At 34.4% G+C, this 25,158-nt stretch carries 25 protein-coding genes; 2 read left to right on the top strand and 23 right to left on the bottom strand.

All coding sequences use genetic code 11. From position 1 onward, the window contains the following. Positions 1-44 precede the first annotated feature (44 nt). The 9 genes from cydC to AC1Q51_RS00910 form a co-directional block, all read right to left on the bottom strand. Positions 45-1,769: a thiol reductant ABC exporter subunit CydC gene (gene cydC / locus AC1Q51_RS00950; protein WP_000073645.1), complete on the bottom strand. Its 1,725-nt coding sequence runs from the start codon at positions 1,767-1,769 to the stop codon at positions 45-47. Then, complete coding sequence (gene cydD / locus AC1Q51_RS00945) at positions 1,766-3,487, bottom strand: thiol reductant ABC exporter subunit CydD (protein ID WP_065228659.1); 1,722 nt, start codon at positions 3,485-3,487, stop codon at positions 1,766-1,768. Before cydD ends, cydC begins: the two co-directional genes overlap by 4 nt. Continuing rightward, positions 3,487-4,503, bottom strand: coding sequence for a cytochrome d ubiquinol oxidase subunit II (gene cydB / locus AC1Q51_RS00940; RefSeq protein ID WP_000950083.1), 1,017 nt, complete (start codon positions 4,501-4,503; stop codon positions 3,487-3,489). Before cydB ends, cydD begins: the two co-directional genes overlap by 1 nt. Next, on the bottom strand, positions 4,490-5,893 hold the full coding sequence (gene cydA, locus AC1Q51_RS00935; protein ID WP_492331317.1) for a cytochrome ubiquinol oxidase subunit I: 1,404 nt from the start codon (positions 5,891-5,893) through the stop codon (positions 4,490-4,492). The genes cydB and cydA overlap by 14 nt, the downstream gene beginning before the upstream one ends. A gap of 593 nt (positions 5,894-6,486) precedes the next feature. Beyond that, positions 6,487-7,542: an LLM class flavin-dependent oxidoreductase gene (locus AC1Q51_RS00930; RefSeq protein WP_079519245.1), complete on the bottom strand. Its 1,056-nt coding sequence runs from the start codon at positions 7,540-7,542 to the stop codon at positions 6,487-6,489. A 120-nt stretch (positions 7,543-7,662) separates the two neighbouring features. After that, positions 7,663-8,106 carry a MarR family winged helix-turn-helix transcriptional regulator gene (locus tag AC1Q51_RS00925; protein WP_001205523.1) on the bottom strand — a complete coding sequence of 148 codons (444 nt, stop codon included), beginning with the start codon at positions 8,104-8,106 and terminating at the stop codon, positions 7,663-7,665. A gap of 153 nt (positions 8,107-8,259) precedes the next feature. Further along, positions 8,260-8,583, bottom strand: a complete 324-nt coding sequence (locus AC1Q51_RS00920; protein WP_000787201.1) for a carboxymuconolactone decarboxylase family protein — start codon at positions 8,581-8,583, stop codon at positions 8,260-8,262. After that, on the bottom strand, positions 8,573-8,992 hold the full coding sequence (locus tag AC1Q51_RS00915) for a tautomerase family protein (RefSeq protein ID WP_023521709.1): 420 nt from the start codon (positions 8,990-8,992) through the stop codon (positions 8,573-8,575). Before AC1Q51_RS00915 ends, AC1Q51_RS00920 begins: the two co-directional genes overlap by 11 nt. A gap of 42 nt (positions 8,993-9,034) precedes the next feature. After that, positions 9,035-9,583 carry a DUF4865 family protein gene (locus AC1Q51_RS00910; protein WP_000579908.1) on the bottom strand — a complete coding sequence of 183 codons (549 nt, stop codon included), beginning with the start codon at positions 9,581-9,583 and terminating at the stop codon, positions 9,035-9,037. 120 nt (positions 9,584-9,703) lie between these two features. On the opposite strand from AC1Q51_RS00910, the gene AC1Q51_RS00905 reads away from it, so the two are divergent. Beyond that, the gene (locus tag AC1Q51_RS00905; RefSeq protein WP_097924368.1) at positions 9,704-10,492 is read left to right on the top strand and encodes a LysR family transcriptional regulator; all 789 of its coding nucleotides are present in this window, start codon (positions 9,704-9,706) and stop codon (positions 10,490-10,492) included. Between the two features lie 61 nt (positions 10,493-10,553). Here the strand turns inward: AC1Q51_RS00905 and AC1Q51_RS00900 are convergent, their stop codons facing one another. The 7 genes from AC1Q51_RS00900 to AC1Q51_RS00870 all read right to left on the bottom strand — a co-directional run bounded on the left by AC1Q51_RS00900 (position 10,554) and on the right by AC1Q51_RS00870 (position 17,927). Continuing rightward, a complete protein-coding gene (locus AC1Q51_RS00900) occupies positions 10,554-11,507 on the bottom strand; it encodes a branched-chain amino acid ABC transporter permease (RefSeq protein ID WP_002040965.1) in 954 nt (317 codons plus the stop codon). Positions 11,508-11,556: 49 nt separating this feature from the next. After that, on the bottom strand, positions 11,557-12,417 hold the full coding sequence (locus AC1Q51_RS00895; RefSeq protein ID WP_090976216.1) for a branched-chain amino acid ABC transporter permease: 861 nt from the start codon (positions 12,415-12,417) through the stop codon (positions 11,557-11,559). A gap of 21 nt (positions 12,418-12,438) precedes the next feature. Further along, a complete protein-coding gene (locus tag AC1Q51_RS00890) occupies positions 12,439-13,140 on the bottom strand; it encodes an ABC transporter ATP-binding protein (RefSeq protein WP_001196696.1) in 702 nt (233 codons plus the stop codon). Continuing rightward, a complete protein-coding gene (locus AC1Q51_RS00885) occupies positions 13,118-13,891 on the bottom strand; it encodes an ABC transporter ATP-binding protein (RefSeq protein WP_098841848.1) in 774 nt (257 codons plus the stop codon). Before AC1Q51_RS00885 ends, AC1Q51_RS00890 begins: the two co-directional genes overlap by 23 nt. 89 nt (positions 13,892-13,980) lie before the next feature. After that, positions 13,981-15,198: a substrate-binding domain-containing protein gene (locus AC1Q51_RS00880; RefSeq protein WP_000061995.1), complete on the bottom strand. Its 1,218-nt coding sequence runs from the start codon at positions 15,196-15,198 to the stop codon at positions 13,981-13,983. A gap of 262 nt (positions 15,199-15,460) precedes the next feature. Then, positions 15,461-16,384 carry a CobW family GTP-binding protein gene (locus tag AC1Q51_RS00875; protein WP_001044941.1) on the bottom strand — a complete coding sequence of 308 codons (924 nt, stop codon included), beginning with the start codon at positions 16,382-16,384 and terminating at the stop codon, positions 15,461-15,463. Between the two features lie 106 nt (positions 16,385-16,490). Continuing rightward, complete coding sequence (locus AC1Q51_RS00870) at positions 16,491-17,927, bottom strand: flavin monoamine oxidase family protein (RefSeq protein ID WP_000528024.1); 1,437 nt, start codon at positions 17,925-17,927, stop codon at positions 16,491-16,493. A 200-nt stretch (positions 17,928-18,127) separates the two neighbouring features. Here AC1Q51_RS00870 and AC1Q51_RS00865 point away from each other — a divergent pair, with 200 nt between their 5' ends. Continuing rightward, on the top strand, positions 18,128-19,072 hold the full coding sequence (locus tag AC1Q51_RS00865) for an L-lactate dehydrogenase (RefSeq protein WP_000715321.1): 945 nt from the start codon (positions 18,128-18,130) through the stop codon (positions 19,070-19,072). Positions 19,073-19,158: 86 nt separating this feature from the next. Here AC1Q51_RS00865 and AC1Q51_RS00860 read toward each other — a convergent pair whose 3' ends face one another. The 7 genes from AC1Q51_RS00860 to AC1Q51_RS00830 form a co-directional block, all read right to left on the bottom strand. Continuing rightward, complete coding sequence (locus AC1Q51_RS00860; RefSeq protein ID WP_001006597.1) at positions 19,159-20,172, bottom strand: AI-2E family transporter; 1,014 nt, start codon at positions 20,170-20,172, stop codon at positions 19,159-19,161. A 144-nt stretch (positions 20,173-20,316) separates the two neighbouring features. Then, positions 20,317-21,927, bottom strand: coding sequence for an amidase family protein (locus AC1Q51_RS00855; protein WP_000759469.1), 1,611 nt, complete (start codon positions 21,925-21,927; stop codon positions 20,317-20,319). A 111-nt stretch (positions 21,928-22,038) separates the two neighbouring features. Next, positions 22,039-22,170: a hypothetical protein gene (locus AC1Q51_RS00850; RefSeq protein ID WP_000997344.1), complete on the bottom strand. Its 132-nt coding sequence runs from the start codon at positions 22,168-22,170 to the stop codon at positions 22,039-22,041. A 126-nt stretch (positions 22,171-22,296) separates the two neighbouring features. Further along, entirely contained in the window at positions 22,297-22,899 is a 603-nt protein-coding gene (locus AC1Q51_RS00845; RefSeq protein ID WP_001277011.1) for a nitroreductase family protein, read from the bottom strand. 57 nt (positions 22,900-22,956) lie between these two features. After that, entirely contained in the window at positions 22,957-23,607 is a 651-nt protein-coding gene (locus AC1Q51_RS00840; RefSeq protein ID WP_492331316.1) for a DsbA family oxidoreductase, read from the bottom strand. A 71-nt stretch (positions 23,608-23,678) separates the two neighbouring features. Then, entirely contained in the window at positions 23,679-24,110 is a 432-nt protein-coding gene (locus AC1Q51_RS00835; RefSeq protein WP_097821607.1) for an Rrf2 family transcriptional regulator, read from the bottom strand. A gap of 120 nt (positions 24,111-24,230) precedes the next feature. Then, positions 24,231-25,100: a LysR family transcriptional regulator gene (locus tag AC1Q51_RS00830; RefSeq protein WP_097821606.1), complete on the bottom strand. Its 870-nt coding sequence runs from the start codon at positions 25,098-25,100 to the stop codon at positions 24,231-24,233. Between the last annotated feature and the right edge of the window lie 58 nt (positions 25,101-25,158).

Raw genomic sequence — 25,158 nt, 5'->3', positions numbered from 1 at the left:
CCACCATTAGGCGTAGCTATTTTTACAATTATTGCTTATTCAAATTATATTCCTTTATCTAACTCATAAAGTTTACGATACTTTTCATTTTCTTTCAGAAGTTGTTTATGACTACCTTGCATGACAATTTGGCCACGATCAAGGAATATAACTTCGTCTACATGTTCTATTCCTACAAGATGGTGCGTAATCCAAATAACCGTCTTTTCTTCCGTTGCAGAAAACATTGTTTCAATTAAAGACAATTCTGTTTTTGGATCTAAACCGATAGTCGGTTCATCAAGTACAATAATTGGTGTTTCTTGCATAAGAGTTCTAGCAAAAGCAACCCTTTGTCTTTCCCCACCAGAAAACCGCTTTCCCATTTCATGCATTTTTGTTTGTAATCCGTCTGGAAGAGAAGTAACATGTGAAGCTAATTGTGCTTTCTCTAAAGCTTTCCATATCTCTTCATCCGTCGCCTCTGGTTTGCCAATTCGTACATTATTTCCAATTGTCGTATCAAACAAATGCGGCTTTTGATTTAATACAGAAATATATTTAGATAAAAGATTCGTATGAGCTCGTTCACCATTTAGTACAACTTGGCCATTTACTGGGCTTAACGCCCCTGTTAACAATTTTAGTAAAGTAGATTTCCCTGTCCCACTTCTCCCTAAAATAGCAATTTTCTTCCCTGCTTTTATTTGTAATGATACATCTTTTAATACAATCTCATTACTATCTGGATAACTATACGATACGTGATTCAGTTCAATATCTACATGTTTTGGTTCAATATAATCTTTCTCTCCATGCAAATCCGTTTCATCATGTAAAACACTATCACTTTCTACGCCATTAAGACGATGGGTAGATTCTACATACGACGGTATTCGATCGATGGCATCTGCAATAGGAATAAGCGCGTTCGTTACAGATAAAGTCATTAATACGAAAGCTGCGATAACTGTAGGAGCAATTTGTTCACTTGCCGCTTCATTCCCAGTCCATATGATCATCGAAATAACTACAATACCTACTACTAATTGAATGATACTGTCCCGAATATGATACCAGCGTTTCACTCTCTTTTCGATTTTTAACAACTGATCATTTTGTTTTACATACTCATTAATAAATTCATCTTTACGACCACTTGCTTGCCAATCAGATAATCCAAAAACAGCATCTGTCAGTTGTTGATACAAACGGTTTCTTCCTTGCTTTAAAGTAACATGATGTTTCTTCATCAAAAGTAATGATACAAACGGAAGAAGAAAAACGATAATAGCTAACATACAACCTACAATAAGTGCAAAAACAAAATCAAATGCACCGATAACAAGTACGAAGATACTATAAACAACTAGCGCTAATATGCTAGGAAATATTGTACGTAAATATAGGTTTTGCAAATGCTCTATATCTTCGGATAACACTCCTAACATATCACCCGTTTGAAATCGAGAACGGAAAAATAACGCCTGTGGTTCTACTATTCTATATAGCCTCGTTCTCATTTTTTCTAATATACGTAGTACGACATCATGTCCAACTAAGCGCTCTATATAATGAAATACAGCTTGCCCTATACTAAACGCTCTTGTTGCAACAATAGGAACATATACAGCCATTACATTTTCTGGTCTAAGGGCAGATTTTGAGATCAAATAACCTGAAATAAAAAGTAACATCGCTCCTGAACTAACTCCAAGAAGACCAAGGAAAATAGTTAAAGTCATTCTACCTTTATTTTGTTTTATATAAGGTTTAACCCAGTTACTCATTTCTCTCCCCTCTCTTCCCTATGAAAATGTAATGTCTCATTCTCTAAAAGTTCTTCATACGTCCCACTTTCTTTCATTTCCCCTTTATTTAAAATAAGAATATGGTCCATTTGTTTCATCCAATGTAGACGGTGGGTTGCTAAAAATACTAACTTTCCATTAAATAGACGTAACATCGCTTGCTTTATTTCAAATTCGGTTTCAATATCAAGATGTGCCGTAGGCTCATCTAATAAAATGATTGGTTTTTTACTTAAAAGCGCACGCGCCATAGCAACACGCTGTTCTTGTCCGCCACTTAGCATACGTCCACCTTCCCCAATTCTTTCGTGCATCCCATTTGGAAGTGATGTAACGAGTGAACGAAGGCCGACTTCATTAATAACTCTTTCAACTTCTTCATCTGTTGCATTTGTTTCATAAAAACGAATGTTATCCTTTAATGAAAGCGGAAAAATATAAGGTTGCTGCGGAATATAAGCGATATTTTTTTGCCAATCTTCACGAGTAGATCCATCAACTTCTAGACCATTTACTAACATCTTTCCACTCGAAGGAGATAAAAAACCTGCTAATACGTCGATTAACGTCGATTTGCCTGCACCACTTTCACCAATAACACCAATAGCACCGTTACCTTCCCAAGTAAAATTAATCCTTTCTAATATAGCCTTTTCAGATTCAGTATTATTAACTTTGATATCTTGTAATTTCAAGCTACTAGAGGCATTCCATACTATGTCTTCGTTTAAATCTTTCTTTTGTATTCCTTTTTGTTGTTGCAAAATCTCTTCTATTTGCTCCATCGCAATTTGTCCATCTAATGTCGCATGATAATTTGCTCCCACTTGTTTAATCGGCAGAAAATATTCCGGAGCTAAAATCAAAATTGTAAGGGCTGGTAATAGTATAATCGTTCCATCTATTAAACGTATCCCTAATCCAACTGCCACAAACGCGATTGATAAACTCGTAAAGAAATCTAATGCAAAAGAAGAAAGAAAAGCAACTCGCAAAGTACGCATCGTTGCTTTTCTATACCTTTTACTTACTTTTTCAATCTTTCCTTCGTGCTGTTCACTTTTCCCTAAATACTTTAATGTTTCTAAACCTTTTAACGTATCTACAAAATGGTTCGAAAGTACACGATATATCTCGTACTGACTATCTGCCATTTTTTGCGCTGCTAATCCGAGAAGAATCATAAATATGATCACGATAGGAATCGTTACAACTAAAATGATTCCAGACTCAATATCTAGCGTAAAAACGTATAGTGCAATTAGACCTGGAACGATGCTACTTCTAATCATTTTAGGAATCGTTAATTCAATATATGTTTTAAATTTCTCAATCCCTTCAATTGATAAGGTAACCAGATGACCAGTTCCAACAGTTTGAACATACCTTGGACCTAATGTGAAATATGCCTCTATTAGTTGTTTTCTTAGTAACGACCCTGTTTTTTCAGCAAAACGTTCCACTAATATTTGTGATGTTCGAACTACTATGTGACGCGCTGCAAACGCGATACCAAAATAAACAATTTCACTTAATATTGTTTGTACTGTCTCTCCATGAAATAAAAACGTAATAGCTCGTGCTAAAAAGATTGTTTGCGCAATAATACTAAAAGCTTCTAAAATACTAATAATCGTTAACGCTACATATAAAATACGGCTACCGGGATAAGACGGAAGTCCTCTTTTTCTTTTCATTAGTACTCCAAATCGTTGTCTGACTTAACAGGTTGTCTAAATACATAATAACTCCATATTTGACTTCCGATAACGAAAGGCAAAATAGCAATCGCAAAGTAAGTCATAAGTTTTAATGCATAAGCTCCTGATGCTGCGTTGTAAATTGTCAAATCATTCATTGCTCCTAAAGAGCTAATCATAACACGTGGGAACATACCGATAAATACACTCGCACTTAGTAAAATGATTGTTAAACTCGTCATAAAGAAAGCCCAACCATCTCTTCTTCTTTTATTTAATAAAGTGGACACTAATAGTGCTACAAAAGCTCCGATTGGCACCATAATCCATTCTGTTCCATGAGCAGTGAAAATGTCGGTTTTCCATAACCCCACACCAGCAAAAACAAGAAGTGTAATTAATGAAAATGGTGCAATTTTTATTGCAGCAATTCGTGCACGTTCTCTCAATTTACCAGTTGTACGTATCGTAAGAAATTGTAATCCGTGAACAATACATAGCAGGAGAAACATTACTCCTCCAAGTAACGCAAATGGATGAAGTAATTGCAAGAATCCACCTACAACATTTTTACTCTCATCAATAGGTACACCTACCATAAAGTTTGCAATCGCAACTCCCCAAAGGATAGGAGGTAACATACTTCCAATAAACATCCCCCAATCCCATGCACTCTTCCATTTATGATTATCTATTTTCGCGCGAAATTTAAAAGAAACACCTCTTAAAATTAAAGCAAGAAGCATAAATACAAATGGAATATAAAAACCACTAAATAAAGTTGCATACCAGTGCGGAAATGCTGCAAACATCGCTCCGCCAGCACAAACAAGCCATACTTCATTCGCGTGCCAGAACGGTCCTATTGTATTTAAGTAAACTCGTTTTTCAAAATCATTCTTTCCTAAAAACCTCGAAACCATTCCTACCCCAAAGTCGAAACCTTCCAGTACAAAGAATCCAACAAATAAGATTGCAATAACTAAAAACCATAACTCATTAAGAGATAACATACTCTTCCTCCTTATCAAATGGATCATGGCTTTGATAATCCTTTTTCGTTTTCTTATTCTTGTGGCCCTTAATGGTACGAACAAATAAGTACACACAAATTCCACCCATAATTAAATACATTGATGTGAATGAAATAAGTGAGAATAATACTTCACTGAATGTTACATTTGGTGATACAGCATCTTCTGTTTTCATTACACCAAATACAACCCAAGGTTGACGACCCATTTCAGTCATAATCCACCCTACTGTATTACCGATGAATGGAAGAGAAATTGCATACACCATTAATTTTAAATACCACGTTTTTTCCGCTAAACGATCTTTTCTTGATAAGAACCATCCGTAAGCTCCTAGAAGAAGCATGAATGTTCCACTCATTACCATCGCTCTAAAACTCCAAAACATTGTATGCACTGGAGGAATATAATCTCCAGGTCCATATTTTTCCTCATATTGTTTTTGAATTTGATTCATCCCTTCAACTTGACCGCTAAACTTATCATACGATAATAGACTTAGCATATAAGGGATTTGAATTTCAAACGAATTTTCTTTCTTCTCTGTATCAATTTTCGAAAATACTGTAAATGGTGCTGGATCCTCACTTGTATTCCATAGCGCTTCGGCTGCCGCCATCTTCATTGGATGTGTCTTAATTAATTGTTGCGCTTGTGCATGACCGAAGAATAATACAAGCGCCGTTGTAATTGTTCCAACAATGATAGAAATTCGGAAAGATTTTTTAAATACTACAGTTTCTTGTCCTTTTGTAATTTTCCATGCACTTACACCAGCAATAAAGAATGCACCTGTTGCAATTGCCGCTGTAATTGTATGCGGGAATTGTACCCATAGTTGTGGATTTTGAATAATGGCTAAGAAATCATTCATTTGCGCACGACCATCAGCTGCCATTTCATACCCGACAGGTGACTGCATAAATGCACTTGCAGTTAAAATCCAGAATGCTGATAACATCGTTCCAATTGAAAGGAGCCAAATACACATTAAGTGAATTCGCTTCGGTAATTTATCCTCACCGAATACCCATAAACCCAGGAATGTAGACTCAATGAAAAATGCCAGTAATCCTTCAATCGCAAGTGATGGACCAAATACATCACCTACAAAACGTGAATACGTTGACCAGTTCATACCAAACTGGAATTCTTGTAAAATACCTGTTACTACACCTACTGCAAAGTTAATAAGGAATAATTGCGTCCAAAACTTTGCCATCTTCTTATATACTTCTTGCCCTTTTACCACATACAACGTTTGCATGATCGCAATAATAAAAGCTAAACCAATTGACAGCGGAACAAAAAAGTAATGGAAAATCGTTGTTGATGCGAACTGTATTCGTGCCAATTCGAGCGTTTCCATACTAAAATCACTTCCTTCATAGTTTTTATAATAAAAGTTAATTGAGCAATCTTATCAAACTCAATTATTAAGAAATACGAAAAGACAAAAACATTTTGTATGTATTGTCGAAAAATATGAAGTTTCAGTTTTTCAAACTATTGTAATGCTATTTTTTACCTTTTCACTATTTCTGTAGTGTTTTATTCGTTAATCGAATTGTATAATATACCTGCATAGTAAATTCAGGTTATTTTTGACGTATTATTGACATCATTTTGTCTGAAATATGTCTTTTGTCATTTTTTTGAATCAGATTTTTCTCATTAGAAAAATGTGTTTTTTCAATATACTTCTTACTTTTATATCTATAAAACAATCGTTTTTCTCTTCATACACTTGACTTTCACCCGAAAAAATGTCCTCGAAACTATCCTCGATAAATGCTTGTTTTTTGTCAAGAGAAAAATGTATTTTCAAAATTCAAACTCGAAATAATGTTATTCAAAAATAGAAAATAACTTCCCTCTTCCTCGACTAAAAGTTCATTTTTTTGTCATTTTTCCAGAATAAATAAAAAAAACTGAAAGTCGATTAGACTCTCAGTTTTTTATTTATTTTGCTGTATGTTTTCTAACGGCTGGTAAAATTTCAGTAGCAATTAATTCAATATTTTTCTCAATTTTATCAAATGGTACACCGCCAAAATCAATTTGTGCCATAAAGCGTTGTTGGCCAAATAATTCATATTGGTAAAGCATTTTCTCAATGATTTGTTGTGGGCTACCAACCATTAAAGCATCACGGTAATCTATTGCATTTGTAAATTGCTGTTTCGGATACCCACCACCGCGCAGTGTAAGCATACCAGCATTAATGTGAGGGTAATATTCACTAAGTGCATCTTGTGAATTTTTTGCCGTATAAAATAAACTCGTTGTCGCAACTGGTAAACTAGCTGGATCAAATCCACTTTGCTGAGCAGCCTCGCGGTAAGCATCTACTGACACTTTAAAGTTAATTGCTGGACCACCAAGTGTTGTTATCATCATTGGCACACCTGCACGTCCTGCTTTAATTGCACTAGCTGGCGGTCCACCAACCGCACGCCAAATTGGTAGGTTATTATTTTTAGCTCTAGGGATAACTGAAGCATGCTCAAGTGGTGCTCTGAACTGCCCATTCCATGTTACATGTTCCTCTTTATTAATTTTTAATAAAAGATCCATCTTCTCTTCAAATAACTCTTCATAATCATTCACATCATAACCAAGTAAACTATATCCTCCAATACGAGATCCACGACCAGCTACGATTTCAGCACGACCATTAGAAATCAAGTCAATGGTAGCGAAATCCTCATATACACGAACTGGGTCAGATGTACTTAATATCGTTGCGGAACTTGCAATTTTTATATTTTTCGTAGCTTGCGCGACCGCACCTAAAATAACTGTATGAGCTTGCGTTGTAAAATGCGTTTGATGACTTTCGCCTACAGCAAACACATCAAGCCCTGCCTCATCTGCTAACTTAGCTGTTTCAATTAGTTCGTGAATTCTTTTTTCTGGCGTAATTTTCTCCCCATTATGTGGATTTAAAACATGATCGCCAATTGAATATAACCCAAACTCAATTCCTTTTCTTGTATCTATACGGTATTTTTCCATAGTTACTCTCCCCTTTAATAATGTAGTATTAGTTTTTCTTCTAAAAACGTTGGTAAGTCAAGTATATCTCCGTATTACCTACCTCATCACTTGATTAGTCAATTGATAAGGTAAAAAAAATTACTCTTGCGGTAATTCTTTTTTTTCGCTATGCTTATGAACTTTCGTCATCAGCTCGTATAATATTTTCTGCTCTTCTTCATTTAATACATCATCAAAAAACGAAGATTGAAATGCAAGTTGCTCTGGCAATGCTCTCTCTAAAGCAGCTTCTCCTTGCTCTGTAAGACTAATTGTTTTCGTTTTCCAATCTTGTTTTCGTACAATATATCCTTCTTTTTCAAGACGAGTTAACATTCGAGAAATGCCACCTTGTGTAACAGTTACCTTTTCAGCTAACTCCATTTGTGTGAGTGGTTGATACGTACGTATTTGCAAAAGCACATCAAATTGAGCTGTCGTTAAATCAAAACGTTTTAAAAACTCATTTGACATTTGATTACTTTGGTTCGTAAATCGTATTAAACGTAACCATATTAATGATCCTATCGTATTATCACGCATGTTTCATCACTTCCTAGCGTTCATCTTACTATCACTTTACTACGCAAGTGATAAAAAAGCAAGATAAAATGTAATAAATATAGCGATAGAGTATTGCATAAATAATGATAAGTAAGAATTCATATAAACATGAATTCTTACTTATCATTATTCTTAACTTTTCATTTCATTCATTACTATATTTAAAGCTGCCATAGCTTTTGGCCAACCAACGTAAAAAGCCATATGTGTTATTAATGCAACCAATTCATTCTCCATAACCCCATTTTGTTTAGCTAGCTTCAGATGAAATTGTAATTGTTCTGTATTACCGAGACTGATTAGTGCTGACACAGTACACAAACTTCTTTCTCTTAATGTTAAAGTGGCATCCCGCCACACTTCCTCAAATAATATCTTTTCACTATAATGAGCAAATGCAGGTGACATTTCTCTCATTTTCTTTTTAATATGTACTTCAATAAGTTCATTTTTCATTTTTTTCTCCCTTTATTTTCACCATTTGTGCTATCCCTTGACCAAATGACCAGTTTTCAGCAGCTGTCTCATTTAGTGTAATAAAAATATCCGAAGTTTTAACGTCGGAATATTCCGTAATTTTTAGGGAAACCGATTGATACAAATCTTTTTTCTGTTGCACCGTTCTTCCCGGTCCACATGTAATAGAAACATAAATCATATTCTCTGTTCTCTTTTCTCCTCTTTCCAACAAATAATATGGATTATATAAAAATTTGTTTTGTTGGTAAGGTAAGAACATTTGAAAATAATCATTTTCAGGGATGTTAAAATGTTCAATTAATGAAAGATGGATACATTCACCCATTTTTTCCAACTCTTCTTCATTTAATATGTTTTCAGAATAATAAATCTTCACAAAAGGCATAGACTTTCATTCCTTTTCTTATTTTTAATATACAACAAAATTTCATCGTGAAATGTGTAAAATCTCATATACTGTAACACCCTTATTCACTACAATATCAGGCTTCTCTTCATAAAACTCAAACCTACTATATCCCCATTTATCCGGATTATAAACGATTACATTCCCTAAACACTTTTCGTTGTTTTGTACATCTTCATTCATAGTGCTTAATTGAGTCCCAATCAGTGTTTTACTTTGAGAAATACTTCCTGCATATTCAACAACATATCTACTTTTCTTAAATCCATCACTTAGATTAACCACTAATGGAACACCTATATGTATTTGTTGCCATCCAAAAGATTGTAAAATGTTATCGTAATACCCTTCAAAGATAAATTTATTCATCCCTTCATGACCATTCCAAATATATAAAGGTGCATAGCAGTTATAAAAATTCCCGTCTTTCTCCGTTTCCGTAATTAAATAAGCTTTAAAATTTAGTTCTTGGAAACCATCAGTTTTATAGCCATTATCCTTTACCCTTTTCTTAATAATTTCCATGTCATAATCCTTTGGAAGAATGACCTTATATTGCATTCCAATCATGTTTATCACTCGCTTTCAATCTTATATACATTATGATAACTCGATAAGTAGCTAACGTAAAATAGGTATAAATTATGTTTGGTATCATTTATAATGATAGTGCATAAGGGGCTGAGATATATGGAAATAAATGATCTTATTATATTCAAAACTGTAGCCAGTGAGGGTTCTATTAGTAAAGCTGCTAAAGAGTTAGGTTATGTTCAACCGAACGTAACTGAAAGAATCAAAAAATTAGAACAAGAATTAGAAACACCCTTACTACATAGAGATAACAAAGGCGTTTCCTTATTACCTTCTGGTGACATTTTATTAGATTACACGAATCAAATATTAACTCTATTAGAAGAAGCGAAAGATAAAATTAAAACAAGTGGGTCTTCTTATATAATCGCGACGTCACAATCGATTTTGACTAATTATTTAAGTAAGCGTATTAAAGAAAATTTCATGAATTATCAAATATATGTAGAAAATAGTAGTCATTTGCCAAAATTACTGCAGCAACAAAAAGTTGATATGGTCATCACTTATGAGGATGATTCTGGTACAGGTTTTAAAAAAGTATTTACTACTTCAATTTCTATAGGCTTACTAAAAGATCAAGAAAAATGTATCATTGACTATTCAAAGGAACTCTTCTTCGTTAGTAATGACAAAAAGTGCCCTTTTAGAAATAAGACGATACAATTTCTAAAAGAAAATAATTTATCTCAGCGTCAACTTCAACAATTAGATTCTTATTCGCTTATGGAAGAGTTTATTCAGGATGGAAAAGGGATAGCCTTTTTGCCGATTAAAAATGATAAATTGGTACCAATTGAAGATTTTCCAGTTGAGAAATTAGCTGTTCATTTCTTTACAAATCAAAACTCTTTCAAACAAATCCCTGATGAACTATTTGGTTAATAAAAAATCCCTCCTTTATGAATCTAAAAGAGGGATTTTCATATTCTATACAATTGATTTTTCACACATTTTGCTCCACTTCTGCACTTTTCTCCTTCTTATTCCGTTTCATATTCTTCAGTCCCTTAACCGTGCCAACTAATCCTTTCGGGAAAACTAGCAATACGATAATGTACAATAAACCAAGAATAATCGTCCATCGTTCAAAGATCGGATACTCTGTAGCTAGTTCTGATAAATAATATTTTAGAGATTCAATAATTCCAGCTCCTGCAATTGCTCCAATTAACGTTCCAACCCCACCAATCATCGTCATCAATAATGCATTTAATGTCATTTCAATTGAAAATACAGTCGTATTAACAAAACGCAATGTGATAACAAATAAACCACCGCTAATCGCAGCTACTACTCCTGCAACAATGCTAGCAATAATTTTATAATGAAGCACTTTATATCCTAGTGCTTCAACACGTTGCTCATTTTGGGAAATTGCCTTTAATACTTTTCCAATAGAAGATTTGGTGAAAAGACGTAACAGAACAAAAATGATAAGTAAACATATAAGTGTTACATAATAAAACGTAAAACGATCACGGAATACGTCTGGTACACCAAATGTAAAACCATCTCCTCCGTGAGTAAGCCCACGCCATTTTTCAGCAAGTACAAAAAATAACTGTGAAATAGCAAGTGTTAACATTGCATAAAAATGACTTTTCAATCGTAAAGAAAGCAAACCAATTATATAACTAACGATTGCTGAAACGATAATTGCAGCTACTATTCCAATTAAAAAGTTCGTTATTGATACGCCTTGTCGATCAAATAAAAGCGCTACCCCATATGCTCCTATCCCAAAGAACATACAATGACCGAACGATACAATTCCTGTATACCCAAGCAATACATCAAAACTCATTGCAAAAATAGCAAAGATGAAGATTTGAGTGAACAAAATTAACAGGCTCCGTGAATCATTTACGAACGGAAATACACTTAAACAAATGAGCATACATACTCCGAAGTATACTTTAATTCGGTCCGATGTGTTGTTCACCATTTCACCCCTTTTCACCAACAAGTCCAGTTGGCTTCACTATTAAGAAAAATAGTAACATTAACATATTAATTGCAAGTGATAAATCTGGTATAAAATACGCTGTAAAAGCACCAGCTAATCCGACAATTAAAGAAGCAATAGCTGAACCTTGAACACTTCCTAATCCACCGATAATTACTACTATAAAAGCTAAAATTGCATACTGCATGCCCATCTCGGCGAAAATAACGCCCGAATACGGCGCTAATAAGAATCCTCCCAAAGCTGCCATCCCTGCCCCTAATAAAAAGACGAAAGAAAATATCGCTTTTACATTAATACCAAGCGCTTGAACCATTTCTTTATCCATTACACCTGCACGGATCATAAGACCTATCTTCGTCTTTTGGAGTAATAGTAGTAGTGCAATGTAAATAATTATCCCAATCAAAATAACAAATAGACGATATTTAATTAATATAATACCTCCGAATGTAAAACTTCCTTGTAACCATAACGGTAATTTTGCACTAATAGGGTTTGGCCCCCAAAATATTTTAATACACTCACTAAGAACGAGCATTCCTCCAAGCGTAACGAGCAGCTGTCGAACATGATTTCCATATACCGGCCTAATAAGAAACCTTTCTAAAATAAATCCTAGGAACATTCCCATGGCTACTGCTCCAACTAAAGCTAATATATAACTTCCTGTCATATTAAATAACCAAACACCTGTAAATGCTCCCCATGCAAATAAACCACCGTGTGCAAAGTTTAAAACGCTCATTAAACCAAAAATAAGTGAAAGACCTGATGCTAACAAAAAAATGAGCATCCCTGTTGAAATCCCATTTACAAATAAATTGATTAACACATCCATCCTTTTCACCTCGGATTCATGTTAAGAGATTCCTAAATATTTATGACACATTTCCTTATCCTTTTTTAATTCATTCATAAAACCGTTATGAACAATTCGTCCGTTATCCATAATGTAAAAATAATCGCCAATTTGACTAGCCATCATAAAATTTTGCTCAACAAGTAAAACTGTTGTTTTCTCTTTCATCTTCAAAATAGCTACCATTAATTTCTCCACCATTATCGGGGATAGCCCTTTGCTCGGTTCATCAATAAGTAATAATCCATCACTATTAATAAACGCTCTTGAAATAGCCAACATTTGCTTTTGCCCTCCGCTCAAGAGCCCACTTTTCTTATTCCAAAACTGCTTTAAATCCGGAAATAGTTCCAGCATCCACTCTATTTTCCCTTCTACTTCCTCACCTTTTCCCCTAGCAAGAGCGAAAGTTTCTTCTACTGTCAAATCATGAAAAATACCTTGATTTTCTGGTACATACCCTATTCCTTTCCTTGAAATTAAATGTGTAGGTAATCCACTCACTTTTGCACTATCATAATAAATTTCACCATCTGCAATGCGGTGAAACCCCATCACTGAACGTAATGTCGTTGTTTTCCCTGCCCCATTTCTACCAAACAGTACAGTAATCGTCCCTTTCTCAACAGCAAGAGATACTCCTTGCAAAATATGAAACTGATCTAAATACGTTTCTATATTATTCACTTGTAATAGTGCCACTATATAATCCCCCTAAATAAGCACTTTGTACACGCTCATCTTTCATAATTTCTTCTGGCAATCCTTCAGCCAATAACTCTCCATGAAATAAAACGATAAGATGATCTGACAAACCTAGTATCATATCCATTTTGTGTTCGATAAGTACAATTGTGCTCTCTGGATGTTTCTTAATATTTTCAATCACTTGTAATATAGCAGGGACTTCCTCAACCGAAATACCTGCCGTCGGCTCATCAAGTAATAACACATCCGTTTTTAAAGCTAATAACATCGCAAGTTCTAGCTTCCTTTTCTCTCCATGTGCCAAATCTTTCGCTAATACGTTCTCTTTTTCATGAAGTAATACTGTTTTTAAGAAACGTCTCGCCTCTCCAACTTGTTGCTTTAATTTTGCTGAACTCGGGAAAAAACTATAGTAATCTTGTACGAATGATTGAACACTTAAACGGACATTTTCAAGTACCGTTAATTCTGGGAATATGTTTGTAAGCTGAAAAGAGCGACCGATTCCTAAGCGTGTTCGATCTGAAATCGATAGTTTTGTAATATCTTGCCCTTTAAAATACACTTGACCTGTTGTGGGTGAAATCTGTCCACTTAGTAAATTAAATAACGTTGTCTTACCCGCACCATTTGGCCCAATAATAGAAATGAGTTTTCCTTTTTGGACAGTTAAATTTACATCTTTAATAACTTGATGTTCACCAAAAGATACGCTAAGATTTTTCGTCTCTAGCAAATGTGTCACGAAATCCCTCCCTTTAAAGCCGTGAGTATGAAAGAAATATGTATAAAGAGGGTCCCCCCTCTTTATACAAAAACAACAGAAAATTCAGTCTATTTATTTTGAACTGGTGGTTCTGTTTCTTTCATCGTTAATTCTCGCTCTAACACTGGCACCGGATAATCAATACCGTCTTGCTTTTTCAATGTGATAGAATACAGTGTCTGCATCGCTTGGTGGTCCTTCTCTCTAAACTTCATCTTTCCTTTCGGTGTATCAAATTCCATTCCTTCCATTTTCTTAATCAAGGTATCTACATCTGTATCACCTTTTGTTTTCTTTAAGGCTTCTACAATAGAAATTGCTGCTGACATTCCTCCTGCTGTAAACAAATCTGGCACTGCACCATTAAAACGTTTTTTATGCTCTTCAACTAGCCAATCATTCACTTTATTTTTTGGAAGTGTGTGATAATATACAGAAAAACCTTGCATACCTACTAATGCATCCATTGTTTTTAATGCTGGTATATCTGGCGCACCTGTAGAAATTTTAATACCTTGCGCTTCCACATTCATATCTTTCAACTGTTTCCAAGGTGAATTTGCCCCTGCCCAAACGATAAATAAATAATCTGGTTTTGAACTAATGATATTTTGAATATTCGCTGTAAAATCTGTTGAATTTGTATCCGCGTATTGCTCATTCACAATGTTCGCACCTAATTTTTTCGCACCCGCTTTAAATGCAGCAATCCCTTCACGACCAAAAGCGTTATCTGGGGCAAATGTCGCAATCTTTACATCTTTTTTCGCAATTGCTGCTGCTCCTGCAATCGCATCTTGTGAGGAACTTCTTCCAGTTCTAAAAATATATTTATTCCAGTTCTTCCCGGTAATACTATCCGCAACTGCCGGTTCTACAACCATAATCTTTTCATATTCTTCAGCCAGTGGTAAAACCGCTAACGTATCACTTGAACTAGACGATCCAACTAAAAAATCAACTTTCTCTTCTTCTAATAACTTCGTAGCTTTTTTAACTGCTACATCCGCTTTCGTTTCTGTATCTTCTACAACAAACTTAATCTTTTTCCCATCTACTTTCCCAGTTCCACCAGTTGCATAATCTAACCCTAATTCAAATCCGTTCACTGTTTGTTTTCCATACGATTCTAGCGGTCCTGTTAAAGAAGCAAGGACTCCTACCTTAATCGTTTTTTCATCCTCTGTACTTGTTTTCTTTCCTGAACAAGCTGCCGTTATTAATAACGAACCTAAAACACAACCAGTAAACATTGTCTTTAGCCACTTACGTTTTTTCATCGACATTGTGATCCTCCCCATACTTTACTTTCTGATAGAATCAAACACGCCAAAATCCCCTGTCCGTAATCATGACTAACTAATTCGATAGATAATGGAAAACTCTTGTAGTACCCTCTACATTCGGCACAAATATATAATCACCTTCCTATGTAATGGAAACGGACATACAATCAATATATATTCTGCAATCCAATTGAAAATACTGTTTCATTTCAGCAATGACCATACAAAAAGACTAACTTATTTTTAAGTTAGTCTTTTCCCCTTAATTAGAGTTAAGTTCTACTTTCTCTAACCCTTCAGCCAATTGTTTCTTATCTAGTCCTTCTCCTATTACTACTAAGTTTGTCGGGAAACCGAAGTCTTGTTCTAATAAAGTTGGTACTCCGAACGAATATTGGAATAGGTGAGGGTATTTATCTCCACGGAATTTCACAAAACCTTTCACTCGATAAATACTATCTGGTAAATTCGAAAGCCATTCATATAATTTGTCTTGATCAATCGGTTTCGTAAATTGATATGTCATCGTTTGTATATGTAAATGCTGTTTGACATGTAGTGTCTCATGTTCCTCATCATTTGGAAATTCTGCTTCTTCTATATCTTTTAAAGATATATTACAATACTTTGTCTCATACATTTTCGCATGATCATTTATTGCCTTTACTTCTTCAAATACTGTGTTCTTATCTTCATCTGTTAGTAAATCTGCTTTATTAACAAGAATGTGACTACCAAATTTAAGTTGCTCATGCAATAGCTGTTGTACATTTGCACTTAATATACTTCGGTTTAACCACCTTACTGCATCTAAAACGACTACAATTGATTTCACTTCCAGAAAAGGAGCTAAAATTGGCGAGACACACGCGTCTAACACTTCAATTGGATGCGCAACACCTGTCGTTTCTATATAAATTACATCTGGTCTTTCTTGTTGGTATAACGAATGTAATTGTATTTCAAGCTCTTCTTTTAACGTACAACAAATACATCCTTTAAGAAGTTCTCTTAAAACATTCTCTTTTCCAATAATATCTGTATCTACCGAGTATTCACCAATTTCATTCATTAATACTGCAACTTTTCTATTCTTCTTTTTCTCTGCTAACAATAAATTTTGTAATAATGTTGATTTACCACTACCTAAAAAACCACCTAATATATGAATCTCCACTTTATTCATTCAACCGACCATCCATTTCTTTACTTCAAATGTATTCAAAGCGTAATAATTACGATTTATATTTATCATTTTATTAAAAGAATGACCATTTGTAAATATAAGAGATTCACTGTTCATTTACTTCATATGCAACTCTAACTCCAGACTCAATTGCCCCTTGCATCCACCCATGTGTTAATGTCGTATGCTCTCCTGCAAAGTGTACTTTTCCAGATGGTGGTGTAATATACGGAAATAACTCGAGCTCTTGGCCTGGTTCGAAAGCTGTAAATGCACCGCAAGAATACGGATTTTTACTCCAGCTAAAAGATGTTCCAGTGACAAACTCACTATAGACGATGTCACCGTATATTTCCGCTAAATTTTTTAATGCGTAACGAATACGATCTCTTTGCGGGAGACTATCCCATGTTAACGCCTCATCTGCCCACGTATAACTTGCTATAACGATAGCTGGTCCTGGAGTATGAATGCCATAACTCGGATAGTATGTAAACCGTATCGGTAAATCAGTAATAGATTTACCTCCACACTGTCCCGCTTTCTCCCAAAATCTACTTTTAAACTCTATTGCAATTTTAGTTGCAGCAATATAATTTAATTCACGAATTGCTCTTTTTTTAAAATAAGAGAATAAATAGTATGGCTGAACTTCTACAAATCTTAACGCTGAAAATGGAATTGTAATAATAGCAAAATCACTTGTTATTGTAAATTGCTCTAACGTTTGTTCATGATTTCCTTGTAACATTACTTTATTATCTTCTTGTATAATTTTATCAACCTTATACTGCATTAAAATATGTTCCCTTAATTGTGGTAAGAATGCATTCGATAACTTATCCATTCCACCAGTTATTTCATAATATTTCGTTGTTGAAGTAAAGAAAATCATTTCACGTAATACTTCAATTAAGGACATTCCCATATAAGCTTCCATATCAAGAAGTACCCCAATCATATCTATTGCACCATCTGAATAATACTCCATTAAAAATGAACCAAGCGAATACGTTTTATACTTTTTTTCAACGATAAGCCAGTTTTTATCAGGATCCTTCTTAATATAATTTAGTATTGGTTCTAATACTTCGATCATTAGCTCTTCTGCCGTTTTTCCTTTTTCTTTATCCAAAACCGGATATTCAAGTACACTTGGATCATTTTCAAACACATTCAATCTCGTTTGAATGTTATTCGTATAAATGATATCTGCAAAAGTTTTATTTATAAAAAGGTTTAAAGGTAGTTTAAATTTATGAATATACGCTAAGGTTAACTTATGGGTGTCAGGGATTCTCATCGGTCCCGCATTAAAATATAAACCCACACTAAATGGTTCCCGAATCGTATACACTCTGCCACCTATTCTGTTATTTGCTTCTATAATCGTTACTTCGTGCCCAGCCTCTTTTAATAAAGAACCTGCAACTAATCCAGAAATCCCTGCACCTGCAATCGTAATCCGTTTTGGGTTATTCTTTTTAACAAGCCCTGCATGAATAATATGAAGCATTTCTTCCATTGTTAATGGGTTCCCCATACCATTTCCCCTTTTACAAAGGATTTTACTGAATTATATTCGGTTCACTGAATTCCTATGTTTTGTTCGCAGATTTGCACGGATACATTTTCAAATACTTGAATATCTTTTATAAAATGTAATAAACTAGATATGACTCTATAGAAGTAAGACGTATTATCTTACATAACAAAACCAATGAAATTGCGAGGAATTTTGAAATGAAAAAAGGTATTAACCGTGTTGTATTAGTAGGAACAGGAGCAGTTGGATGTAGTTATGCTTACTGCATGATTAACCAAGCCGTAGCTGAAGAATTTGTTTTAGTCGATGTAAATGAAGCAAAAGCTGAAGGGGAAGCAATGGATTTAAGTCATGCTGTTCCATTCGCCCCAGCTCCAACTAGAGTATGGAAAGGCAGCTACGAAGATTGTAAAGATGCTGACCTTGTAGTTATTACAGCTGGATTACCACAAAAGCCAGGCGAAACACGTTTAGATTTAGTTGAGAAAAACGCCAAAATCTTTAAACAAATCGTTCGCAGTATTATGGATAGCGGATTTGATGGCATCTTCTTAATCGCAACAAACCCTGTAGATATTTTAACTTATGTAACTTGGAAAGAATCTGGTTTACCGAAAGAACGTGTAATCGGTTCTGGTACAACGCTTGATTCTGCTCGTTTCCGCTATATGTTAGGTGAGTACTTCGATATTGGTCCACACAACATTCACGCTTATATTATCGGAGAACACGGCGATACTGAACTTCCAGTTTGGAGCCATGTTTCCGTTGGTATCCAAAAACTACAAACACTGCTTGAAAAAGACAACACGTATAATCAAGAAGATTTAGACAAAATTTTCATAAACGTCCGTGATGCAGCTTACCATATTATTGAGCGTAAAGGCGCAACTTATTATGGTATCGGTATGTCACTTCTACGTGTTACAAAAGCAATTTTAAACGACGAAAATAGTGTATTAACTGTATCAGCTTACTTAGAAGGTCAATACGGTCAAAAAGATGTTTATATCGGGGTACCTGCTGTTTTAAATCGCGGCGGTGTTCGTGAAATTTTAGAGGTTGAATTAAGTGAAGATGAAGAATTAAAATTCGACCACTCTGTTCAAGTATTGAAAGAAACAATGGCTCCGGTTCTTTAATTAAGATAAAAAGCAATCCAATTTATTTTGGATTGCTTTTTATTTTCATTATCTCCTATGACTTTTTAGTGATTTTCTATCATTTCTTATTTTTTAGTCGCATCCTCATTATTTATATCAAGTACATCTAATAAAAAGATAAAGATTGGTATCCCGATAATAAGCCCCCATATTCCGAGGAAATGCTCTGAGAAGATAAGAATCATAAATGTGTAGAATATTGGTAAATTTGTTTTTGCAGACATAAACTTCGGATTTAAAAAATAACTTTCAAGAGCATGGATTACTGTTATGAATACGAGTATGTATACTACGTACATAACTCCGCCTACGTTGTAAGCAATGATACAAAGTGGAAACAAAGAAATAATCACACCTGCAACAGGAATCAACCCTAGTAAGAAAATCATAACAGCTAATACAAGTAGCTGTGGAAATCCTAAAACGATTAATGCAATGACAGTAAGAATACAATTTACAACGGCAATTAAAAACTGAGCCTCAATTACTTTGCCGAACGATCTTGCAAATCTTTCACCAAAATATGCAATTTCCTCATAAAAGATTTTTAACTTACTATCTTTAAACTTAGATGTAAATGTAATAATACGCTCTTTTTCTAATAAGAAAAATAAGCTTAAAATTAGAGATAATAATATTTGTAAACTTACCTTCCCTATATTTGCTATCGATTGATAGATGACATCCACACCTTGTTCTATATATTTTGATACTTCCATCCCATTAATTGTCGAAAGTGCATATTTAACGATTTCATTATCAGGTGGATTTTGAAAAAATAGTTTAAACTGATAAATTAATTGTGAAATTTGTATCGTCAGCACAGGTAAATATTTATATAACGTTGTGCCTATAAAGGAAACTAATATTATATATAAACATGCAATAACAATTTTCCGGTTTACTTTCAATTTTCTTGAAATAAAACGTTGAAATCGATCCATTAAAAACGTCAGTATAAACGTAATTAATATTAAATTAATCATACTTTTTAATGCGTATAATACAAGCGCTACTATTATTAAAACGAGAAACCGTTGAAACCCTCTACTTCGAAAAAAACTCTTTACTTCATTCATTAAGAATTAACCTCCCCCTTCAATGGATGGAAATTGAATATATTACATTTTATGAACTCCTATAGACAATCTTTCTTACTAATTGAGAAGAATCCTTTTTTTCTTTTCATATTGTTAGATTCCAGTTATTTTTCATATAATCTTTTATAAACTAGGTAATTTTCTATTTTTAGACTGCTGTTCATACGCATATCCAATATTGAAAAGCTCTTTTTCACCAAACTGTTTCCCTACAAACACTACACCGATTGGTTCTCCATTTTTATCATATCCAGCAGGAACCGCTAATTCCGGATAACCAGCTACAGCTGATAGAAGAACTTCATCGTTATTAATCATAACTAGAGCATCCAAACCTTTTTCTACTAAATACCTATCTAGCTCTTTTCTTGCATTTTCTTGACTCGTTTGCACTACGTTTTCAAACTCTTCTTTCGTTATAACAGATTTTTCAGACCCTTCAATTAATGTTTGTCCGTATTTTATTCGTCTTTTACTATCCTTTTTATTAAACGCTATAATCTCTTCTAACGATTTTACCGGTACATTCTTTTGCTGTGAAAGATAGTCGTTTACATTATGCTTGAACTCATATTCTAATGTTTGCAAATTATCTACACCCTCAGCACTTAACTGGATATTATCAGTTAATATCGCACCTGCATCTTGAAGGTCTTTTCTAATTTTTTCTGCTACTGCTTTTCTATTTTCATCTTGTTGGTCTACAGAAAAAAGAAGCCCTATCTTTTTCCCTTTTAATCCATCTATCGATAAATCCTTTGTATAATCAATTCTTTCTTTATCTTTCATTTTTTCTGTCATAACATCTTTTTCGTCATAACCTATCATTGCATTAAATAATGTTGCTGCATCTTTTACCGTTCTTGCCATAGGTCCTGCTGTATCAAGAGTTTCAGCTAACGGAATAATTCCTGTTCTGCTTACCATACCTAAAGATGGACGTAACCCAACTACTGATTGCTGCGCCGCGGGTGCAACAATCGATCCCGTCGTTTCTGTTCCAATTGCAAGCGGTGCAAAATCTGCTGCAACTACTGTAGCAGATCCTGAACTTGATCCTGAAGTATCGAATGTAATCGGACCGTACGGGTTTAAATTTTGTCCTTTCTTCCCGCTATACCCGCTTGGCATTGTAAAAGATAAATAGTTCGCCCACTCAGACATATTCGCTTTTCCTAAAACAAATGCTCCTTCTTCTTTCAACTGCTTCACAATTGTTGCGTCTTGATCTGCAATCCAATCTTTTAATACATAAGTTCCTGCACTAGTCGGCATCACTTTTTCCGTCTGTACATTATCTTTTACAACGACAGGAATACCATATAAATTCGAATTTTTGTTTCTACCCCGCTCTTGATCTAACTTTCTTGCTTCTTCCATCGCATTAGGATTTATCTCTGTAACAGAATTTAATGTTATTCCATTTTGATCATGTTCTTGTATTCTAAAGAGATAAATACTCGTTAATTCTTCATATGACAACTTTCCATCATCAATCATTTTTTGAAGCTCATCTACAGTCGCATTTACGACTTCTTTTTCTTTTATCTTTACATTTTCTATATTGATTCCTTTAAGCTGATTATGTATCGGTTGTAGCACTCTTTCTTTATCATATACAATACGCTCAGGTTCCTTTGGAAAATAATTTTTATACACGTAATATCCACCAGCACACGCTAATAAGACAATGCCTCCAGTGATAGACAGCGTTACCTTTACCCATTTCTTCATGTTGCTTCCTCCACTCTATAAGATGCTTAGCTATACAAAAAAGAGAGTTACCTTTTACTTAACTCTCTCCAATCAAAATGCTAAATGAAAAAATGAAAGATTTCAATCTAATTACTTCTTTTTTTGCATTTGCTTTGCTAACATTTCTTTCACTTGATTATACGTTAACCCTGAATTTTTATTTAAACGCTTTACTTCCTCAACATCAGTACCTACCACTGTATATTTTTTCTCATCATTCATTTTTCTAATTCCCTTCTCACCGTATTATTTCTTATATTTCTTCCCTAAATACGCATAAATTAACACCACTACAAAAAAGGAAGCTGTTTTTAAGCACAGCTTCCTTCTCGTTACATATTGTATTTCTTAATAAAATTTCACTACATCTTCAGTAGGTAAGAACGTTCTTTCTGCTGGTTGTTCGTTTGGTTCACCAAATGGCATTTGACCTACTAAGCTCCACTCTGCCGGAATGTTCCAAGTTTCTTTCACTTCAGCATCTACGATTGGGTTGTAATGTTGTAATGACGCTCCAATTCCTTCAGCAGATAATAGCATCCACACAGTATGTTGTAACATCGCATTTCCTTGATGAGACCAGAATGGGAACTGATCTTTATATAATGGCGCATTTTCTTGCATTTTTTCTACAGTTGCTTGATCTTCAAAGAATAGAACTGTTCCTACACCTGCATGGAAGCCTTTTAGTCTTTCTACAGTCGCTTCAAAGTTTTCTGCTGGTACGCGGGCTCTTAGTGTTTCTTTAACGATATCCCAAAACTTTTCATGCTCTCCATCCATTAATACAACCATACGACCACTTTGCATATTGAAAGATGTTGGTGCGTGTAAAGCTGTTTTTAACACTTCTTCAATTCTTTCTTTCGTAATTGCATCGTTTTTTGCTACTTTACGAATTGAACGGCGGTTCACGATTGCTTCTTTTAAGTTTGTTGTAGTTGCTGACATTTTAATTCCTCCAAATGTTTGTTTTATAATTTATTTTGTTATTTCATAACAAGCGAATTAGCAATATCCATCGTTATTACATTGCATACCTTCAAATGAATTTGTTTTATCCTTTTCAATTTCTTTATCAATGACCCTTTCTAGTATTTCTTTACTAGCAAGCCCTTGAATGACTTCATCTCCAATCATGACAGTTGGAACAGCCATAATATTCGCTTCATCATATGCGTGTTGAATTGCTTCTTGATGCTTTTCTTTATATTTACGAGTTACTAAAGCATCTTTAAATTCCGCCTCAGGAAGTCCTACTTCTACCGCTAATTTTGTTAACACATCAATATCTTCAATGTTTTGCTCTTCTTGGAAAAATGCTGTGAATACGCGGTGATGATACTCATTACCTAGTCCACGTTCTTTCGCAAATTGACATCCTTCGAAAGCTAAATGTGTATATGGATGCGGTGAAACACGTGGCAAGCGCATATCAATTCCTAACTTCTTCGCTGTCGGAAGAATGAAAGCATCCCATGAACCTAATTTTTCTGGTTCATTCCATGGATCTATTTTTGAATATGGACTTGGACGTAATTCAAATGGCATCCATTCAATCTCTACATTTTTCTCTTTCGCTACCTCATCTAATGGACCTTTTGCTAAAAAACAAAACGGACATATAAAATCTGAGTATACTTTCATTTTTACAGTCATAACTTTTACACCTTACCTTTATAGTTGTAACTCAATCAGTTACATTAGTGATAAAAAAATATAAATATTATTTAAGCATTCATTTTTTCTTGCAAAGTTTCAAACAACTGCTCCATCGTAATATTTCTCAAAACTTCTTCCATCGCGGATTGTGCTTGAATTAAAATAATTTCTAACACCGCTTGAATGTTCGCCCCAATTGGACAATCTGGATTCGGTTGGGCGTGAATATGAAATAGCTTGTCTTCTTCCACTACGTTCACTGCATGATACACATCTAACAATGTGATTTCATGTAAATCCTTTAGTAATCCCGCGCCACCCGGTCCACGATTTACGTAAACAAAGCCAGCTTGTTTCAAGTACGACATGATTTTACGAATGACTACTGGATTTGTATTGACACTCTCAGCCATATAGTCTGAAGTACAAAGTGAAGATGGATTGTTTTTCAAAATAGATAAAATATGAACAGCTATGGAAAAGCGGCTACTAATTTTCATCGTAATCACCACCTTGATGTAATCATTATAGTTACAACTAAAAAATAAGTCAATCCTTTTCATAGATTTTTTATAAGTAAATTAAAAAGTGTCCCATTATGATATATGAGACACCTCTTTTTATTCTGCAAATAGCGATTGAAATTCTTCAATAAATAGCTGCACAGCGATTGAAGAATCCTTTAATGAAGGAATAGCTAAAGCAATTTCTCTCCATACTTGTGGTTCCAATTCTCTCGTTTGCACATTTTTTGGTAAATTCGTTAAAGATAATTCAGCTAATATTGCAATGCCTAATCCTTCTTGAATCATATTTAAAGCTGTAGTAACTGTCGAAATTACATACTCAGCCCGAAGTGGTACGTTTGCTTGTTTAAACATATCAATAATAGGTGGTTCGTATCCGCCCTTACATAATATGATCGGTTCATTCTCTAAATCACAAATTGTAAGAGCGTCCTTCTTACAGAGAGGATGATCCTCTCTTAAGATAGCAACCATTTTCCCCTTCGTTAATGGAACAATCTCCATATCTTTATTAGGCAAAATAACAATTCCTATATCAATAACCCTCGATACTAACCAATCTTCAACTTCTTTAATCGTTCCTTCACAAAGAACCACTTCTAATTTCGGATACTTCTCCTTAAAAAGGTTTATCATTTTGGGTAAGAAATGTGCAGAAGCACTCGGAAAACTACCAATTCGAATCGTCCCAACTTCGTGTCCTTTCTCCATCGCAACTTCTTGTTCAATCTTCTCTACACCGTTCAAAATCTCTCTAATATGTACAAGAATCCTGTTTCCTACATCCGTAACGAGGAGCCCTTTTCGTTTATCACGTATAAGAATAGTAACTCCTAACTCTGACTCAATACTTGAAATCGCATGACTAACAGCTGGCTGCGTCATATTTAATACCCTGGCAGCTTTCGTAAAACTACCTAACTCAACAGTTTTTATTAATACTTGCAGTTGTGTAATGGTCATAACTAATCACTTATACTCCTCATAAAAAAGATTCATTTTATTTATTACAGTCGATATC

This window comes from Bacillus sp. MT94 (genome assembly GCF_058792475.1).
This window is presented reverse-complemented; position numbering and strand designations above follow the sequence as displayed.

What these genes read in the sequence shown, in the direction of transcription:
- cydC (WP_000073645.1), bottom strand. Translation starts at nt 1,769, where the DNA reads ATGAGTAACTGGGTTAAACCTTATATAAAACAAAATAAAGGTAGAATG.
- cydD (WP_065228659.1), bottom strand. Translation starts at nt 3,487, where the DNA reads ATGAAAAGAAAAAGAGGACTTCCGTCTTATCCCGGTAGCCGTATTTTA.
- cydB (WP_000950083.1), bottom strand. Translation starts at nt 4,503, where the DNA reads ATGTTATCTCTTAATGAGTTATGGTTTTTAGTTATTGCAATCTTATTT.
- cydA (WP_492331317.1), bottom strand. Translation starts at nt 5,893, where the DNA reads ATGGAAACGCTCGAATTGGCACGAATACAGTTCGCATCAACAACGATT.
- AC1Q51_RS00930 (WP_079519245.1), bottom strand. Translation starts at nt 7,542, where the DNA reads ATGGAAAAATACCGTATAGATACAAGAAAAGGAATTGAGTTTGGGTTA.
- AC1Q51_RS00925 (WP_001205523.1), bottom strand. Translation starts at nt 8,106, where the DNA reads ATGCGTGATAATACGATAGGATCATTAATATGGTTACGTTTAATACGA.
- AC1Q51_RS00920 (WP_000787201.1), bottom strand. Translation starts at nt 8,583, where the DNA reads ATGAAAAATGAACTTATTGAAGTACATATTAAAAAGAAAATGAGAGAA.
- AC1Q51_RS00915 (WP_023521709.1), bottom strand. Translation starts at nt 8,992, where the DNA reads ATGCCTTTTGTGAAGATTTATTATTCTGAAAACATATTAAATGAAGAA.
- AC1Q51_RS00910 (WP_000579908.1), bottom strand. Translation starts at nt 9,583, where the DNA reads ATGATTGGAATGCAATATAAGGTCATTCTTCCAAAGGATTATGACATG.
- AC1Q51_RS00905 (WP_097924368.1), top strand. Translation starts at nt 9,704, where the DNA reads ATGGAAATAAATGATCTTATTATATTCAAAACTGTAGCCAGTGAGGGT.
- AC1Q51_RS00900 (WP_002040965.1), bottom strand. Translation starts at nt 11,507, where the DNA reads ATGCTCATTTGTTTAAGTGTATTTCCGTTCGTAAATGATTCACGGAGC.
- AC1Q51_RS00895 (WP_090976216.1), bottom strand. Translation starts at nt 12,417, where the DNA reads ATGGATGTGTTAATCAATTTATTTGTAAATGGGATTTCAACAGGGATG.
- AC1Q51_RS00880 (WP_000061995.1), bottom strand. Translation starts at nt 15,198, where the DNA reads ATGTCGATGAAAAAACGTAAGTGGCTAAAGACAATGTTTACTGGTTGT.
- AC1Q51_RS00875 (WP_001044941.1), bottom strand. Translation starts at nt 16,384, where the DNA reads ATGAATAAAGTGGAGATTCATATATTAGGTGGTTTTTTAGGTAGTGGT.
- AC1Q51_RS00870 (WP_000528024.1), bottom strand. Translation starts at nt 17,927, where the DNA reads ATGGGGAACCCATTAACAATGGAAGAAATGCTTCATATTATTCATGCA.
- AC1Q51_RS00865 (WP_000715321.1), top strand. Translation starts at nt 18,128, where the DNA reads ATGAAAAAAGGTATTAACCGTGTTGTATTAGTAGGAACAGGAGCAGTT.
- AC1Q51_RS00860 (WP_001006597.1), bottom strand. Translation starts at nt 20,172, where the DNA reads ATGAATGAAGTAAAGAGTTTTTTTCGAAGTAGAGGGTTTCAACGGTTT.
- AC1Q51_RS00855 (WP_000759469.1), bottom strand. Translation starts at nt 21,927, where the DNA reads ATGAAGAAATGGGTAAAGGTAACGCTGTCTATCACTGGAGGCATTGTC.
- AC1Q51_RS00850 (WP_000997344.1), bottom strand. Translation starts at nt 22,170, where the DNA reads ATGAATGATGAGAAAAAATATACAGTGGTAGGTACTGATGTTGAGGAA.
- AC1Q51_RS00845 (WP_001277011.1), bottom strand. Translation starts at nt 22,899, where the DNA reads ATGTCAGCAACTACAACAAACTTAAAAGAAGCAATCGTGAACCGCCGT.
- AC1Q51_RS00840 (WP_492331316.1), bottom strand. Translation starts at nt 23,607, where the DNA reads ATGACTGTAAAAATGAAAGTATACTCAGATTTTATATGTCCGTTTTGT.
- AC1Q51_RS00835 (WP_097821607.1), bottom strand. Translation starts at nt 24,110, where the DNA reads ATGAAAATTAGTAGCCGCTTTTCCATAGCTGTTCATATTTTATCTATT.
- AC1Q51_RS00830 (WP_097821606.1), bottom strand. Translation starts at nt 25,100, where the DNA reads ATGACCATTACACAACTGCAAGTATTAATAAAAACTGTTGAGTTAGGT.